This window comes from Aliiglaciecola litoralis, from assembly GCF_039523355.1.
Lineage (GTDB): Bacteria > Pseudomonadota > Gammaproteobacteria > Enterobacterales > Alteromonadaceae > Aliiglaciecola > Aliiglaciecola litoralis.
Genome location: NZ_BAAAFD010000001.1, coordinates 658,694 through 675,488 on the forward strand (window position 1 = coordinate 658,694; position 16,795 = coordinate 675,488).

Annotated in this window: 13 protein-coding genes and 1 pseudogene; 12 read left to right on the forward strand and 2 right to left on the reverse strand. The window is 43.0% G+C overall.

All coding sequences use genetic code 11. The annotated features are described in order from the left end of the window. Positions 1-13: 13 nt before the first annotated feature. From ABD036_RS02965 to ABD036_RS03010, 10 genes are all read left to right on the forward strand, one after another. The gene (locus ABD036_RS02965; RefSeq protein WP_343856324.1) at positions 14-1,159 is read left to right on the forward strand and encodes a paraquat-inducible protein A; all 1,146 of its coding nucleotides are present in this window, start codon (positions 14-16) and stop codon (positions 1,157-1,159) included. Then, positions 1,156-2,862, forward strand: a complete 1,707-nt coding sequence (gene pqiB, locus ABD036_RS02970) for an intermembrane transport protein PqiB (RefSeq protein WP_343856325.1) — start codon at positions 1,156-1,158, stop codon at positions 2,860-2,862. Before ABD036_RS02965 ends, pqiB begins: the two co-directional genes overlap by 4 nt. Further along, positions 2,855-3,451, forward strand: coding sequence for a PqiC family protein (locus tag ABD036_RS02975; RefSeq protein ID WP_343856326.1), 597 nt, complete (start codon positions 2,855-2,857; stop codon positions 3,449-3,451). The genes pqiB and ABD036_RS02975 overlap by 8 nt, the downstream gene beginning before the upstream one ends. A gap of 306 nt (positions 3,452-3,757) precedes the next feature. After that, positions 3,758-3,952, forward strand: a complete 195-nt coding sequence (locus tag ABD036_RS02980) for a CsbD family protein (protein ID WP_343856327.1) — start codon at positions 3,758-3,760, stop codon at positions 3,950-3,952. 147 nt (positions 3,953-4,099) lie between these two features. Further along, the gene (locus ABD036_RS02985; RefSeq protein ID WP_425542538.1) at positions 4,100-6,592 is read left to right on the forward strand and encodes a S8 family peptidase; all 2,493 of its coding nucleotides are present in this window, start codon (positions 4,100-4,102) and stop codon (positions 6,590-6,592) included. 87 nt (positions 6,593-6,679) lie between these two features. Beyond that, complete coding sequence (locus ABD036_RS02990; protein ID WP_343856329.1) at positions 6,680-7,510, forward strand: DUF6689 family protein; 831 nt, start codon at positions 6,680-6,682, stop codon at positions 7,508-7,510. A gap of 40 nt (positions 7,511-7,550) precedes the next feature. After that, a complete protein-coding gene (locus tag ABD036_RS02995) occupies positions 7,551-8,378 on the forward strand; it encodes a GAF domain-containing protein (protein ID WP_343856563.1) in 828 nt (275 codons plus the stop codon). 35 nt (positions 8,379-8,413) lie between these two features. Next, positions 8,414-11,569 carry a protein kinase domain-containing protein gene (locus tag ABD036_RS03000; protein ID WP_343856330.1) on the forward strand — a complete coding sequence of 1,052 codons (3,156 nt, stop codon included), beginning with the start codon at positions 8,414-8,416 and terminating at the stop codon, positions 11,567-11,569. Further along, entirely contained in the window at positions 11,556-12,248 is a 693-nt protein-coding gene (locus tag ABD036_RS03005; RefSeq protein ID WP_343856332.1) for a sensor histidine kinase, read from the forward strand. Before ABD036_RS03000 ends, ABD036_RS03005 begins: the two co-directional genes overlap by 14 nt. Beyond that, positions 12,245-12,877, forward strand: a complete 633-nt coding sequence (locus ABD036_RS03010; protein WP_343856334.1) for a response regulator — start codon at positions 12,245-12,247, stop codon at positions 12,875-12,877. The genes ABD036_RS03005 and ABD036_RS03010 overlap by 4 nt, the downstream gene beginning before the upstream one ends. Positions 12,878-13,064: 187 nt before the next feature. On the opposite strand, the gene ABD036_RS03015 is transcribed toward ABD036_RS03010, so the two are convergent. Then, a complete protein-coding gene (locus ABD036_RS03015) occupies positions 13,065-13,550 on the reverse strand; it encodes a hypothetical protein (RefSeq protein WP_343856336.1) in 486 nt (161 codons plus the stop codon). Positions 13,551-13,901: 351 nt separating this feature from the next. Here ABD036_RS03015 and ABD036_RS03020 point away from each other — a divergent pair, with 351 nt between their 5' ends. Next, positions 13,902-14,882: a transposase gene (locus ABD036_RS03020; RefSeq protein ID WP_343856337.1), complete on the forward strand. Its 981-nt coding sequence runs from the start codon at positions 13,902-13,904 to the stop codon at positions 14,880-14,882. Between the two features lie 252 nt (positions 14,883-15,134). Continuing rightward, positions 15,135-15,689: pseudogene (locus tag ABD036_RS03025) on the forward strand (transposase); the annotation flags it as partial. Positions 15,690-16,142: 453 nt separating this feature from the next. Here ABD036_RS03025 and ABD036_RS03030 read toward each other — a convergent pair. Then, positions 16,143-16,712 (reverse strand): TetR/AcrR family transcriptional regulator, encoded by a 570-nt coding sequence (locus ABD036_RS03030; RefSeq protein ID WP_343856338.1) that lies wholly within the window; start codon positions 16,710-16,712, stop codon positions 16,143-16,145. Positions 16,713-16,795: the final 83 nt, after the last annotated feature.

Below are 16,795 nucleotides of genomic sequence, written 5' to 3' on the forward strand. Positions count from 1 at the left end.
ACAGTATCTTAACATGGCTAGCCTCGCCCCCCACCAACAACATGAAAGCACTGTGGTGTGTCATGAATGTGAGAATAAGGTTTGCGTGCCGCAGCTAGAAAACCGCCAAAAAGCCAAATGCCCGCGCTGTGGATTTGTGCTTACTCGACACAACAATCAAGCAATTCCACGGGTGATCGCGTTTGCGCTTAGCGCGCTGATTTTTTTGGGATTTTCACTGCCCTTTGAATTTTTAGGCTTCAGCGCGAACGGGCAACAACAGTCAATTGGTATTATCTCTGGTTTAGATGTGTTGATTGAACATGACTATATGTTTCTCGCAATCATTCAAATGTTATCCATAGTGGTGTTTCCAGCGATTGTATTATTTGGCCTTCTGCTGGCTTTAGTGCCGATTCAGCTTGGCTTTCGACTTGCCAACAGCAAAAGTATATTAACCATAATATTTGCTTTGATCCCTTGGAGCATGGCAGAAATTTTTCTCATTGGTGTTTTGGTCAGTTTAATAAAAATCAGTTCAATGGCCGATATTAGTGTGGGCTTGTCGTTTTACGCTTATATCGGATTCACCCTTTGTATGAGCGCCACCTTTGTGTATACCGACAAACATCAGCTGTTTCTAACAGTAGCTGAACAAAAGTTAGGGACTCCCCCTATTCGACCATCAAACAGTATTCAACGGACATGGGCATTGTTGATCACATCAATGCTCCTATATATTCCAGCTAATCTGTTACCAATAATGAACACCCGATTTCTTGGTAGCGAAGAACCCAGTACTATTTTGGGGGGCGTGATTTTATTATGGCAGTCAGGATCCTACCCCATTGCGGCGATCATTTTTATTGCCAGTGTAGTGGTACCGGTGGGTAAGCTGGTAATACTGACTTGGCTTAATTATTCAGTGCAGCGCAATATAGATAGCAAACACAATGAACGCATTTTTTGGTATCGAGTGACTGAGTTTATTGGTCGCTGGTCAATGGTCGATGTGTTTGTTGTGGCCGTGTTGGTCAGCTTAATTCAGCTGGGTAATACCATGAGCATACTTCCTGGCCCCGCTGCGATTGCCTTTTGTGGGGTCGTTGTTTTAACCATGCTCGCAGCGATGACATTTGATACGCGTTTAATTTGGAGAAATTCGGTGGGTTCAGTATGAACGAAAGTACGACACAAAAATCAGAGCCGCAAGATGCTGTTATCGAAAATTCACAGAAGATATCGCGTATTTGGCTGATCCCATTTTTGGCCCTGTCTATTGGCATATGGATGGTGTATTACCAATGGTCTAATCAAGGCCCCCTGATTACCATTGAATTTACTTCGGCAACCGGCATAGAAGCAGATAAAACCGCCATTAAAACCAAAGATGTCAAAATTGGCATGGTGAAAAAAGTGGCACTCAAAGATGACTTAAGTGGGGTTATAGTGACCGCGCGAATTGAGCCAAATTCTGCACATTTGCTAAAAGCCGACAGTAATTTTTGGTTGGTCAGACCCCGCGTATCCCTAAGCGGCGTATCAGGTCTCAGCACACTGTTGTCAGGTCCTTATATCACAATGGAAGCCAGTGCCAAAGAAACGAACTGTGCCAAGCAGCGGTCTTGTGGAAATGGCGATCCTGTTACTCAATTTGTCGCCTTGGACAACCCGCCAGTCACTCCCGCGGGTACCCCAGGTTTACAAATTACCTTAAATAGCAACGCTGAATTCGCCTTCAAAGCCGGCGATCCGATAATTTATAAAGGACTAAAAGTCGGTGAGTTTGAAGACATTTACTTCAATTTAGAAGAGCGAATTGTATATTACAATGCGTTTATCGAGGCGCCTTATCACCGCTTAATCACTGAAAACACAAAGTTTTGGAATACCAGTGGCGTAAGGTTTGAATTAGCCGCTAACGGTATTGAAGTACAAACAGGTAGCTTGGAAACCATGCTGACCAACGGGGTCACCTTTGGTATTCCACAGGGAATGGCAGCCGGAAAACAAATTACCGAACGTGCGTATTTTGACATCTACCGTGATTACGAAAGTGCCTCAAATGAACGCTACAAGCTAGGCGTCAACTTTGTGGTATTGATCAAAGACACAATACGCGGCCTAACAGTTGGCGCACCGGTTGAATACCGAGGTCTAGAAATTGGTAAGGTGTTAGATATTAACCTGCCAAGCCCTGCCAATGACCGTTTGTTAGATGAGGGTTATGCGATCCCAATATTAATTACGATTCAACCCAGCAGAGTACAGCAACCGGATAGCCGTCAAGGCGTCGAATTCGTCAGAGCACAAATATTGCATTGGGTTGAACAAGGTCTGCGGGCATCATTAAAAATTGGCAATATATTAACCGGTGGTTTATACGTTGACCTGCAGCACTACGAAGGTCTTCCTCCCCCTCCAGCTGACACATTTTTAGGCTACGACATGATCCCCACAACCAGTGGTGAATTCGCCCAAATTACCGAAAAGGTCACTAATATGCTCGATAAGATCAATGGTATTCCTTTCGAGGATATGGCGAATAACGCGAATGCACTATTAACCACGCTCAATCAAACTGCGCTGTCATTTAAACAAACAGCCAGTTCATTAGAAGGTTTACTAAATGACGTTCAAGACCGCCAAACAACCGCCAAAATTGATCAGGCAATTGAGTCAGTTGATGCCTTACTCAAAGATTACTCCGCAGGCTCGCAAAGTCATGATGAATTGATGTCTACACTGCATACATTCCAATTAACCTTGCAGCAGCTTACACCACTGCTGCAACAACTGAACCAAACACCCAATAGTTTAATATTCGCTGATGGAACCCAACCCGTTATTGAGCCAAAAGCCAAGGAGAAAGCTAATGATTAAGACAGTTATTATCGGATTATTGTTGGTTTTAGCCGGTTGCTCAACGAAACCGGTGGCCATCCTTGACTACTATTTATTAGACAATGCTGAGCCTAAAGCCACGCATTCTAAGCAAAACATACCGAGAGTGACCATTACCATTCAAGACATTGGTCTTGCGGATTATCTCACCCAAGCTAATTTGGCAATCCAATTGGCCAGTCATCAATTGTACTATTCGAAACAACATTTATGGGCTGAGCCGCTACAAAAAGGGATCCAAAAAGCATTATTAAAAGATCTAAATGCCGCGACTTCCGAATTCGCATTTGTTAACACTCGCAGCGCTATGGCACACGCACCGGATGTAACCATTGGCATACAAGTCGATCACTTTGTTGCGACTCACGAGTCGATGGTAGTGATGGCTGGCTACTACTGGTTACAGCCCAACAATGATAAGCAAATGACCAAACAACTCACGCGTTTTCACTTCTCAAAACCACTTGAACAAGATGGATTTCCCCACTCAGTATCACAACTTAGAGTACTGATCAGTGAATTAAGCGATGAGATCCTATCTCGTGTAAAGGCGCTCGATATTGAGTAACTAGTGTTTCCAGCTGGTCAATAAATATCAGACCGGATGACTAGCTGGTTGGTAACAACTACAAGTTCGTTCTAAATCGACTGTAAAAATTACCTGCTATGGTTTTTAATTAGCGTGGATTCCAATCTAGCCAATATCAACAGCCCATCTCCAACTACAAAAAAACAAATATAATCAACTCCTTACCCTAACCGCAAGAGTAAAAACAAAGCCGTACCCCAAATTGGTCTGAACTTTGCTCCTTAGTCATTGAGTTTAATCACGCTTTAGATAAACGGCGTGTAATCACCTAAAAAGGAGAATCAAATGAATAACGATATTTTAGAAGGTAATTGGAAAGAATTAAAAGGTAAAGCCCAGCAGAAATGGGGCAAACTTACCGATGGTGATCTAGACCAAATTGAGGGTCGCAGAACCGAACTGGTCGGTAAAATCCAAAAAGCCTATGGAAAATCAAAAGAACAAGCAGAGAAGGAAGTCGATGAGCTAATGAAGAACTAGCCCCCAAAAATTATTTAGCATCGACTCATAAGGCCTGACTATTCAGTCCTTTTTCGTTTATGACCAAATATAGGGTGATCCCCCTATATTCGTTCATTAAAAGTACAGTCACTATAAGCGTGCATTGATTAAACAAGGGAAAAGATTATGTCCAACACTGTTATTAAAAAACGCACGCTGACCGCCATTGCCGCAGCGATGCTAAGCTTATCTGGTGCCGTAAAAGCAGACGCCTTAATTGGCGAACAACTATCACAGTCGTTGACAACATTAACTGACTCTCAATCCATAATGGCCGTGGTAACCTACGACCAATTAGATCCCCTCACCGAAGCGCAGCTAAGCCAAATTCTTTCTCTGGGAATTGAACAAGGTGTGCAATTTAAGTCTTTACCTATTATTGGTGTACTGGCCAACAAACAGCAAATCGATGCCCTATCAAAATTGTCTGATGTTCGTTCAATTTTCGCCAATCGAAAAATGCAGTATTTCAATGCCGATGCCAGACAAATTACCGGTGTAGCAGACCTGCAAACAACTGGTTTTGAGCAACGTAATGGCGTTAAATACACAGGTAAGGGTGTGACCATCATGGTTAACGACTCTGGAATAGATGCCGCTCATCAAGATATTTTCTTTGGTGAGACGGTGGTAGAAAACGTCCAAGCGTTGACCCATGCCTCTGCGATTAGCCTGACCGGCGTGACAGACGGAGCTACCCTGAAAGGTCAAATTAATACCGATAGCAATTCTGGTCATGGTACTCACGTTGCGGGCACCATTGCGGGCAATGGCGCCTTGTCAAATGGCAAGTATGTCGGTGCAGCTCCCGATGCAGACTTAATTGGCTACGGCTCCGGTGGTGGATTATTTCTGTTAGATACCATCGGTGGTTTCGACTTTGCGATTAATAATATCTACAGCTATAACAGCCCAATAAAAATCATCAGTAACTCGTGGGGATCTAGCGGTAAATATGAGCCAAAGGGCCCGGTTTCATTAGCGACTTACAAAGCACATAAGCTTGGAATCATCAGTGTTTTCGCGGCGGGCAATAGTGGCTCAGGAGAAGACACCAATAACCCTTATTCACAAATCCCGTGGGGCTTATCCGTAGGTGCTGGTGACAAATATGGTAAATTAGCCGACTTTTCTTCGCGCGGTTTAAAATCTGAAAGTGGTGATTTCACTATGCCCGACGGGACCACTTGGACATACGCTAACGAAGTCAGCATAGTCGCACCTGGTGTAGATATTATCTCTACCCGCGCTTCAACTAACCTAGCCGCCAATGGCGGAGATGCGGACGTAGAAGTAATAGAGCCTGAAAACTTACCTTTTTATACGATGATTTCGGGTACCTCAATGGCAACCCCTCATGTATCAGGCATTATCGCCTTAATGCTTGAAGCAAACCCAAGCCTTGATAACCTGACAATAAAACGATTGTTGCAAGAAACCGCAACCAATATGCCTGGTTATGAAAGATGGGAAGTGGGCGCAGGCTACGTCAACGCACGTGCTGCGGTTGCTGCAGCCCTTAATTTTGATAGCAATCACAGTGTGACGGTGAATAATCTCGCAAAAAAGCAGTTCAACGCGAATGCCAATATTCGCACCAGCGAGCTACAAAAAGAAATAGAGATTTTCTATACCCCTGTTGGTGAACCGGAGATCAAGTACTTTGAAGTAAGTGAAGACGCCATAGTGGTAAAAGCGTCAACTGACACCCTCGCTAATTTAACTAAATTAGTGCTTGTCGCACCAGATGGCACTGAGTACTTTGGTAATCTATCAACGCCAGTATTGACGGAAGGAATGCGCGTTTCCGCACCTGCTTCAGCGGGCACTTGGGGGATTTACGTTTATGGGTTGACCTCGTTATCAGGTGTTGAAGCTGATCCACTTGGATTAACCAATGGTCCTGGTGCCCCTGAGTTTTTCGACGTCACCGTTGGTTTTGAACTTAGTGACGGTTTTGAAGGCTTAGATGATGTTATTGATCATCCACAACAAGGGATTATCGAATTTGCGATTAACGAAAGGTTGATGGACGGCTTGAGTAGAAATCGTTTTTCTCCAGATAGCGCTTTACGTCGCAAAGACTTTGCACGTTACGCGGTCATGGGCGGTGCCGTTAGACAGTATCGCGATCTACTCAACGAAGAACGTCCAACGCTAAGCGGTGTATCGACCTTAGACAAAGCGTTTATTGAGTCAGTTTCTGTATCTGGTGGTGCGTTAAAAGATGCAACTCGTACTCAAGCCCCTATCCTTTTGCCGGTGAATGGCAGTGCCAGTCCTTTCACTAAAATGACCAAACTCGATATGGTTTATAGTTTAGTGCAGTTGCTAGGCGCTCAAAGCGCGGCTCAAAGCTTTGATCCGCAAGATGACATTGTAGTTGACTATAAAGGCCAGCAAATTGTGTTAGCGGATCAAGATAACATTGCTGATGATATGAAAGGTTATGTGCAATTAGCGATTAATTTGTCATTAATAAATGTCGTTTATGGCGTTGAACAAGGTCCGTTTGACTTGGTTCCCACTTTAACAGCGCGCTTTGAGCCAGCAACTAGCATATCAAGAGCTCATTACGCTGAGCTTGCGTCACGATTATATTTTAATTATTTACAATAACCCTTTGTAACTTATGGGGCGCTATTGATGTAGCGGCCCGAATAAGTTAAGTTGCATTTAAAATAACCAATAAAAAGGTACAAGGTAATGACACTTAAATTAACTCAAGTTTTTTATTTTTTGTGTATTGCGATGTTTTGCAGTGCATCCATTGCTCAAAGTATCACCCCGTCGAGTGTTTCGATTAATGACAATAAGTTACAAGCAAAACTTAATGTCTCCAACACTATAGAAGTGGATTTGGTCGTTGAGTTTGAAAATAGTATTGGCCTAAGTGCCGACAATATAGACATCAGCGCAACCTTAGTTGACGTTAACGCTAGCACCGTTTTAAACCGTTTAAACTCAACCGATATCAATGTGTTGCCATCATTTCCAGTGATAATCTCAATCAGTCCTAAAGCCAGTGGCGGCTTTGGTTTTGAAGGTTTGGCATCAGTAGAGATTTATACCAAGGCCGTTGACTACAACGCCGCCATGCCTGCGAGACTGTTTAGATCTCACGCCAATGGAGACTTTGAAGATATTACTTCTATGGTATCTGCGGGCAGCATCCGTGCGCGAGGCAATACTGGCAGCTTTTCAGACTTCATGATTTTGCTTGATCAACGTAGTGATGCTGAAATGTTAAATGATACGTTTACTCAGCTCAGTCAATTATTTGCTCAACACAGCGATTTAGTTACGCCTGTGTTAGCGACATCGCTTCAAACAAGCTTGGACACATTGAATAGTGCTTTATTTACTGCAAATTACAGCGCTGCGCTTGTCGCGACTGAAAGTTTAATTTCGCTAGTTGAAAATGCCAGTAACGAGCAAATGAGCACCGTGTGGCGTTCGACCAACGACTTGGTCAATATGCAAGGTGAATTATTGACTCGCCTTAAAACATTACGTTACACCCTTCGGGTCATGTAACGTCGTTTTTCGATACGTTTAAAGGAAATTTGCCGTGCCAATGCATGTTAATGTCTCACTCGATTCAGGCTGGATGGCTGAACACATTTTGTTCGAAGGGAATGACTATAGCATTGGCCGAGCAGACACTTCCGATGTACTGATCAATCATCCACAAATATCTCGGGCACACGCCACGCTCAGCGCTAATGATGATAACATTTGGTGTTTGAAAGACACCAGCAGCGCGGGATGTTTTCATCAAGGTAAACGCGTCAAGTCGCTACCTATTACCGATCTGCAAACATTGCGATTAGGTCCGGTATCTTGTCAATTTAGACACTTAAACCATCATCAATTAACCGCTTTAGACAACCAAAACATTTGGCGTCGACAGCAAACCATGCAACTGTCGAAGCAATTTACCCAATGTGAGTCGAGCACGGCATTATTGGAATCAGCACGTCAATGTCTAATGCAAACCTTGGGCTGTGAGAGAGCAGCATTGATCTTGGTTGATCAAAACAAGAACCTGCAACAATGCCTAGGCTACCAAGCATGGATGGCCGAGCACAGTTTCAGCGGTAGTAAAACGATCATTCGTCGTTGTATTGATGAACAGCGCGCTCTGGCCATTGGCAATATTCAACATCAACCCAGCTTAGCGTCTCAGCGCAGTATTGTACGTAATAACATTCAAGCTGCACTGTGCGTTCCTATCAAATCTGACTCTCAAATAATCGGCGTGCTATATGCCGATAATACTCAGGGTCGTCAATTCTTTACAGAAACCGATGTGAAATTTGTCGAGTCGTTTGCCAATATTTTATCATTGCGTTTGTTATTTCAATCTATAGAACATAATATCTCCTTAGCTTGTAATCACTAATACATAAATTGGTGAAAAATCTACTGGAGTGCTAGTTGAGCGATCACATCCAAAATCCTTCTAATGGCATTAATTTGGCAACTCAACCATTGCGATCGGCATCGCAACTTGCCAAAGACACTATACTGGTTCAGCGTTTTAGCATCATCGAGCCGCTAGGCAGTGGTGCTCAAGGCAATGTTTACCATGCCTATGATCAATTATTGGAAACAGATGTTGCGATAAAAGTGGTAGAAACCTCATTAGAGGATCCATCTCAGTTAGACGTGATCCGTAATGAAGTGCTGATAGCGCGTCAATTACAGCATCAAAATATTATTCGTATTCATGACGTATTCGAAGATCAAGGTTTGGTCTTTTTTACCATGGAACTCATTGCCGGTGTGGCCCTTATCAAGCGTCTAGAAAAGCCTATCAGCCGCGATGAATTTGAACGTTGGACACAACAATTATTCAGTGCACTAAGTGCCTGCGAAGCAGCGCTAATCAAACATGGTGATATTAAGCCCGACAACATTCTAATTGATGAGAACAACAACCTTAGACTCATCGACTTCGGCATCGGTCAGCACCACAGTGACACATTGCAAACCAGTGGTCATCAAGATTTCTCTGCCCCAGAGGTGATTTATTCGGGGCAATCCAGCGTTCAGTCAGAACTTTTTAGCGCCGGCAAAATAATTCAATTAATGCTCGCGAATGTCGACATCAACAAGATATCCATCACCGCTCGATGGTGGCAAGCCAAGCACTCGAAGTTTGCGACTCTGTTGAGTCATCCCAATCAACGAAAACGCCCATCGTTGGCCCAAGCAAACGACTTTTATCATGCTCAACATAACCGTGCTACATCCCGTTACAAGCTTGGATTATTAGGAGTAGGCGTGGCACTGTGTATCTTAGTTGTGGTGCTTTGGAAACAAATGGGAAGCTCTACGACAGAAACCTTGCCAACGGGTACGATTCAACTCGCAATCCTGCATGATCCAAACGCGCCTCTTTTAACGGGTCTTGCTGAACTCTTGGAAATGCCTCTACTTACCAATCAAAAACTAGCACTTGTGGCTGGCAATAGGCTCCAAGAAACAACTAACAACCTAGCCTTAAACCCGATTTCTGTTGCCCAAGATCGAGTCAATTTAGCCACCATGTTCAGTTTAGATGCGATGATAATACTGACCATTGATCGCATCCAAGCTGATGATTTTTTGATCCGCGCAAGCATCGCCTCGATGCCAGCAAACATCAGCATTGGCGAGCTAACCAGAAGTATCAATGCAAATACACTTGAATCGGATCTTGCTGATTTTGCCACTGCGTTGTTCGATAAACTAGAAATCCAACTTTCACAGCAATTTGATCAATCCGAAGCAGACGCTCTATTACCGAGTTTAAGTCTACTGACCTCAAATGCAGGCTCAAAAGACCAATCTGCACAGGCAACCGAGCATACATCCCTAGCAAAACTAGCCCCTAAGTATGCGGGCGCATGGTATCAAGCGGCAATGCAAGCGTGGCAACAAGGCGATATTCAAACTGCTCAAGAAAACCTGCAAACGCTTTTTGAATTACAAAGTCATTCATCCTATTGGTTGCTTAGCGGAAGACTGCTGCAAGCTGAGATGAATGATGATGTTGAGTTAGCACTGCAAGCAATTGAAAAGCTCAATGAAGGCTATCCACAACGACCTGATTTATTAGCCAAACGGGCAGAGATATACGAATGGGCAAATGAGATGCAATTAGCCCTTGCGGATTATCAACAGGCTTCTGAGTTATCTCCTAACAACGCAGACATTTTATTTAAGTTAGCGCGTCTTAAAATCCTGTCAGGAGAAACGCAAAGTGCGATTGACAATGAATTAACCCGAGCACTACTTATTTACCGGAAAAGCAAAGACGCGGCTGGCGAAGTATTGGTATTAAACGCCTTCGGCGTGGCGCATTTAAGATTGGCAGAATACGAAACAGCGGAAAAGTATTTAAAAGATGCTTTAGCACTTTTAGATCCAAAGGAACATCCACTTGAAAGAGCGAAATCGCTAGCCAATTTAGCCAATGTAGACTCCTTAAATGGCAAACACCTTGAAGCCAAAGAAGCCTTGGAAGAAGCGTCACAAATTCTTGAAGGTGTTGGCGATAAGGGACGTCAAGCACATGTTTTGGATACCCTAGGATTTATCCATGAGGAACAAGGATTATATAGTCAGGCGCTGAATTACTATAAACGTGGGTTAGATATTTTAAGTGTCGATGGCGGAAGTCGCGAACAAGCACAAAGTATGAGTAACGTGGCCTATATGCACTTTCTCATCGGTGATTATTCGCTGGCAGATATATACTGGCAACAAGCCAAAGCATTATTTAGCAAGAATAATGAACAACTTCATCTACAACGCACCAAGCAAAACATCGCTCAGCTGAGTCTTGCAAAAGGCGATCATTTAACTGCCAGCAGGACCTTAACTCAAGTATCAGCTCAGTTAGATTCAACCCAAAAACAAGAACAAATGATCAACAAGCTGTTATTTAGCTACTTAAACTTTGCCGAAGGTGCACTAAAAAGTGCGCTGAGTAACATGGCTGAGGCAGAGCGTTTGGCCAGGGACACTGAAGACGCCCGAGCATTAACGGAAGTCTACCTTTGGCATGGAGAAGTTTGTTTAAAAATCTTTGACTTGGACTGCTTGCAGACACAAATAGATAAGGCCCAAAATAGTGCCTCTAAAGCTATGATCGAACAACAAGCATTACTGAATTGGCTAACCTTTAGTTATAATGCAGAAATGTCTGAGTTAGGCTCGGATGAACCTATCGACTTCGTCGAAAAAATAAAAACCGCAAATATCCCGGTGCTCACAGAGATGAAAATACTGTTGGATATTCAAGAAAGATTGCAGCTTCCGTTAAATAGTCAGACCATGCAGAGATTAGAGCAAATTATTAAACCAATTTACTATCAGCAACACATGAATTTACTGTTTCTCAAATCGTCTCAGCCGGAAGCCAAAAAAGCGCTACGAGAGCAACTCAATTTGCATCCCAAGTATTGGCGAAACCATATATATTACCGAATATACGACGACGCCAAGGCACAGCAAAAACAACAATCACTTTCACAAGAGTGGATGATGCAACTTAATGAGGAGCAAGCTAAATTATATCGGGAGCGATATTTTGACCACCAGTAACAAAGAGCTACTGGCAGAAATTCAACGTCAACAAGCACTATTACAGGCGCGATTAAATGAAGAGCAGCATAACCTTAATATGTTGGCGAAACGTTTATGGGCGCAACAAGAATCGGAAAAAGCCAAGCTTTCAAGAGAATTGCATGACGGTGTTGGGCAACTACTCACCGGTTTAACTCGACGATTGCAAACTCTCAGCTCTACTCAACCTGAACTTTACGATCTAGCGCAGTTAGCAGAAATGGCGTTATCTGACGTGCGGCAACTGTCGCGACTGATGAGTCCTACCATATTGGATGATTTAGGACTGGTGCCTGCAATTAAGTGGTTATGTAGAAGTCTGTTTGAACACGAAAGCTGCAAATATGAATGTGAATTCGATTGCCCCTTGCCTATTCCGCAAGATATTAGTATTTTGATATTTAGAATTGTTCAAGAAGCCTTAGTCAATATCATCAAACACGCAGACGCGTCACAGGCAAAAATAATGTTGTCCTGTCATCATCAAACAATTCGCTTAGATATCATTGACAATGGGGTTGGCTTTGAGCATAAAGGTATTGAAAAAGGTATTGGCCTGAATAGTATGAAAGACAGAGCACAGGCATTTAATGCTGATTTAATTATCTACTCCAAAATCGATAAGGGTTCTAGAGTGACATTGACGGTTCAAATATGAGTATTTCCATCGTCATTGCTGACGATCATGTTCTTATGCGCCAGGGTTTAATCCAGGTCCTTAGAGCTGACCAAGACATCAATGTCATTGGCGAGTGTGGAGATGGGATTGAGTTAATAAACCAAGTCATAAAACTCTCACCTGATGTAGTGATCATGGATATTTCGATGCCACGCATGAGCGGTCTCGTTGCGATTGATAAGTTGATTGCACAACGTCCAGAAAGTCGTATTTTAGTCCTTTCTATGCACGATGAGTTGGAATATGTCGAAGCCATGCGCGACGCAGGTGCCGCCGGTTACGTATTAAAAGAGACATCCAGCGATCAACTAATAGCGGCCATTAAAGCTGTGGCTGCGGGAAAACGTGTCTTCCCTACCTCCACTGATGCTACGCAAGCGGAAGTGTCACAAACAAAGTACGTTAATCCTATCTCAGTACTCACGCGTAGAGAGCGAGAAGTATTCTTTTTGGTGACGGCGGGCAATACCAGTAAGAAAGTAGCTGAATTACTGGATATGAGTTTAAAGACTGCCGAAAATCATCGCAGTAATATCTATAAAAAATTGCAAGTTAACAGCTCTGCTGAGTTAGTCAGGTTAGCCGGAAAAGCCGGTTTGTTAGAATAGCATTCCTCCCATAAATTTTGTTCGAACTTCTTAAGGTTCCCCTGCCCCTTCGTTTGATCAGTGATGCACTTATTGAGATGACCTGCACTGGTCAGCAAAGCTAATCTTGTTCTGAATTTTGTTCTCGAATTGCAGGCAAAAAAAAGCCCCGGGAAACAGGGCAACGCTAACAAAGGAAAGGGTTAGGCTATTGGAAAATCTTACGTCTAAACAATAGTGCTAAACCAAGCACTAGCAAATATGAAGGTTGAGGCGCATCCACAACCTGAGAATTCGAATATAAGTTGAACAAAGAGTCTGAACAGGTTTCAGGGTCAAAGTAACAAGTGTCATTAACACCAACTCCATATTGGCCGGTGGCAACAAGCACATCGTCTTTGAATAACTGAAAGCCCTCATTGGCAGAATCACCAAAGATTGAATTGCTAAACTCAATTGAAAATGCATCTGGGCTGGCGAGATCATCAATATTAAAATCAATATTGTAAACAGGTCCGAATAACGAAACAGAAAGGGCGATGAGTCTGTCTTCTAACGTGTTATAGGTAAACGCGCCGTTGATTTGATGGTTATCAGTAAAGGTTAGGGTATCAAATTCATACTCAATTACCGCCGCACTCGCGATCCCTTGACTAAAAACGACTAAGAAAAAGAAACTGATTACACGACGCATTACTGACTCCCATTAAAGTGACAGTCATGTTAGCCAAACCCACTTATAGTTCCTATAGGGGGTTCCCCCTATTTTTGAAAGCTGACTTGGAAAAAGGTAGAGGTTGGGATACTAAGCCTGAACTTGAGATAAGGTGAGTCGAGTAATTCAATATTACACACACATTTCATAGAGTTAGTGAAGATAAGTAAAACGCAAATAAGCGAAAAAATGGGTTATTGATGGGTATTTATTCTCCCCACCTCAGGCTACTTTCTAGTGACGTTTTACTGAGACACCCATGTTATGAAAGATTAAATCGCCATTTTGTACTATGCTTTAGGGTAACCAAACAACCAAGGATGGTCTGTTATGCCCCAACCACGTAAAAACCAAATCAGTTTAATTGACACCCCTTACTACCATTGTGTTTCACGCTGTGTTCGTCGCTCGTTTTTGTGTGGTGAAGATAGCTTCACGGGACAAAGCTTTGAACATCGCCGGGGGTGGGTAGAGAAACGTTTGTTATTTTTAGCGTCAGTGTTCGCCATTGATATTTGTGCGTATGCGGTGATGAGCAATCATACCCATGTGGTGCTGTGTGTGGATAAAGACGTCGCAGATAGCTGGTCGATGACTGAGGTGATTAGGCGATGGCATCAGCTGTATCAAGGCACTCTGTTGAGTCAACAATATCACAAAGGTGAGCCGCTCAGTGACGCTGAGCTTGTAAGTCTGGAGCAAACGGTCACTATTTACCGTCAACGTTTATACGACATCAGTTGGCTGATGCGCAATCTGAACGAGCACATCGCCCGTGAGGCGAACAAAGAAGATGACTGTACGGGGCGATTTTGGGAAGGACGCTTTAAATCCCAAGCCTTGCTAGATGAAAGTGCACTGATAGCCTGTATGGCTTATGTGGACTTAAACCCCATTCGAGCCAACATGGACAGCACTCCTGAAACCTCAAAACACACCAGTATTCAAAGGCGTATTCACGCGCTTATCAAAGGTGAACAGCCCCGCACCTTAATGCACTTTGTAGGCAATCACAAAAAAGACATGCCTAAAGGTATCGCGTATAGCCTAATTGATTACTGTGAGCTGATTGAGAGCACGGGCAAGTGTATTCGTCAGAATAAAGCAGGTCATATCAAGCCGCAACACAGCTCCATTCTAAACAGTCTTGGTCTTAATGCAGAACAGTGGTTAACCCTAACGACCGAGTTTGAACAACACTTTTACACAGCTGTAGGCAATGAACACATGCTTCAACAATTCAAACAACACACCAAGCATCAACGCATACGAGGGATGGCAAAGGCCAGAGCCTTATTGCAACACGCCTAGAAACAATCCAATCCAAAATAAACACCCATCAACTCAATGTTGCTAAATCCGGCTGCCTGCTATTTGAGAAATAAGCCGATTTTCAGCATTAATCTAAAACTAAATATGTAAACAGCTAATTTAAGTGCGTTTTAAGACTAACAAACGCCACGAATCTTTATAAAGCTAGGTAACATTAGACTATATCTTAAAGGTGGGTGTCTTGTTTTTTGTTTTAGATTATATCTTAAAGGTGGGTGTCTTGGTTTTTATCTGAACGAGCACATCGCCCGTGAGGCGAACAAAGAAGATGACTGTACGGGGCGATTTTGGGAAGGACGCTTTAAATCCCAAGCTTTGTTAGATGAAAGTGCGCTAGTAGCCTGTATGGCCTATGTCGACTTAAACCCTATTCGAGCCAACATGGACAGCACTCCTGAAACCTCAAAACACACCAGCATTCAAAGGCGTATTCACGCGCTTATCAAAGGTGAACAGCCCCGCACCTTAATGCACTTTGTAGGCAATCACAGAAAAGAGATGCCCAAAGGTATCGCGTATAACCTAATTGATTACTGTGAGCTGATTGAGAGCACGGGCAAGTGTATTCGTCAGGATAAAGCCGGTCATATCAAGCCGCAACACAGCTCCATTCTAAACAGTCTTGGTCTTAATGCAGAACAGTGGTTAACCCTAACGACCGAGTTTGAACAACACTTTTACACAGCTGTAGGCAATGAACACATGCTTCAACAATTCAAACAACACACCAAGCATCAACGCATACGAGGGATGGCAAAGGCCAGAGCCTTATTGCAACACGCCTAGAAACAATCCAATCCAAAATAAACACCCATCAACTCAATGTTGCTAAATCCGGCTGCCTGCCATTTGAGAAATAAGCCGATTTTCAGCATATACCTCAACCAAAATATAAAAACAGCCAAACTAAGCGCGTTTTGAGACTAAGAAATGTCACGAATTTTTATAAAGCTAGGTAACATTAGATTATATGTTAAAGGTGGGTGTCTTGGTTTTTGTAAAGCTAGGTAACATTAGATTATATGTTAAAGGTGGGTGTCTTGGTTTTTTGGTTTTTTGGTTTTGAGCAGTTTTGACATACGTACAGAGAATTTTTTTAGATCCGCAATTCGCTCGAAGCTGTCTGTCCCCCCAGATATGAGCTACTGCCTGTAAATAGTAAAGAAAGTTACTATTTTCCATTAATTTAAAAGTAGCCCCCTTCCCTACATGTAACTAAACCATTGAAGCTTAACGGTGTCATCCACCCTGTTTCAATTGTAAGAGAGATTGACTGACAAGCATGTCCGCCGATTCAATACTGGTTTTCAAATCAAATCCAAATGCCAACCGATAGTAGCGCCAGGAAGAAGCACTCAATATATAACGAATATTGGCTGCAGACTTTTTGATCATATCGTTAGAGCAATGAGGATAAGACTTCTCAAGCAGTGTGATCAGCTGTAAGTAACGATCTTTGGCGGTGGTGTGTAATACGCGGTCGAATAGATCTGAGGTAAATAACACTTCGACAATACGCGGTTGGGCATCGAGCTTTTCATATAGATCAACAAGAAAACCGGATAGTAAAGATGCATCTTCGGGCAACGCAGGTAGCTCAAGTAATGCGTGTAACCTCAGTGTTAGCTCATCTAAAAAAGCATCACGGGTAGTGTAATAACGAAACATAGTTCGCTCGGAAATATTGGCATTTTCTGACACGCGCTTGAAACTCATATCGCCAATATCACACTCTTGCGCTAATTCGATTGCCGACTGCATGATCAAATCACGAGTAAAGGCCGCTTTTTTCTCTTGTAAGCTACTCACCTAGCCTCCATCAAAAATATCAATAGTCATAATGCATGACAGTTTGACACAACCATAGACTGTTGACTACACTAAATTCACAA

Excerpts from the sequence above, each read along its gene's own strand:
- pqiB (WP_343856325.1), top strand. The coding sequence starts at position 1,156 with ATGAACGAAAGTACGACACAAAAATCAGAGCCGCAAGATGCTGTTATC.
- ABD036_RS02965 (WP_343856324.1), top strand. The coding sequence starts at position 14 with ATGGCTAGCCTCGCCCCCCACCAACAACATGAAAGCACTGTGGTGTGT.
- ABD036_RS02985 (WP_425542538.1), top strand. The coding sequence starts at position 4,100 with ATGTCCAACACTGTTATTAAAAAACGCACGCTGACCGCCATTGCCGCA.
- ABD036_RS02975 (WP_343856326.1), top strand. The coding sequence starts at position 2,855 with ATGATTAAGACAGTTATTATCGGATTATTGTTGGTTTTAGCCGGTTGC.
- ABD036_RS03020 (WP_343856337.1), top strand. The coding sequence starts at position 13,902 with ATGCCCCAACCACGTAAAAACCAAATCAGTTTAATTGACACCCCTTAC.
- ABD036_RS03015 (WP_343856336.1), bottom strand. The coding sequence starts at position 13,550 with ATGCGTCGTGTAATCAGTTTCTTTTTCTTAGTCGTTTTTAGTCAAGGG.
- ABD036_RS02990 (WP_343856329.1), top strand. The coding sequence starts at position 6,680 with ATGACACTTAAATTAACTCAAGTTTTTTATTTTTTGTGTATTGCGATG.
- ABD036_RS03010 (WP_343856334.1), top strand. The coding sequence starts at position 12,245 with ATGAGTATTTCCATCGTCATTGCTGACGATCATGTTCTTATGCGCCAG.
- ABD036_RS02980 (WP_343856327.1), top strand. The coding sequence starts at position 3,758 with ATGAATAACGATATTTTAGAAGGTAATTGGAAAGAATTAAAAGGTAAA.
- ABD036_RS02995 (WP_343856563.1), top strand. The coding sequence starts at position 7,551 with ATGCATGTTAATGTCTCACTCGATTCAGGCTGGATGGCTGAACACATT.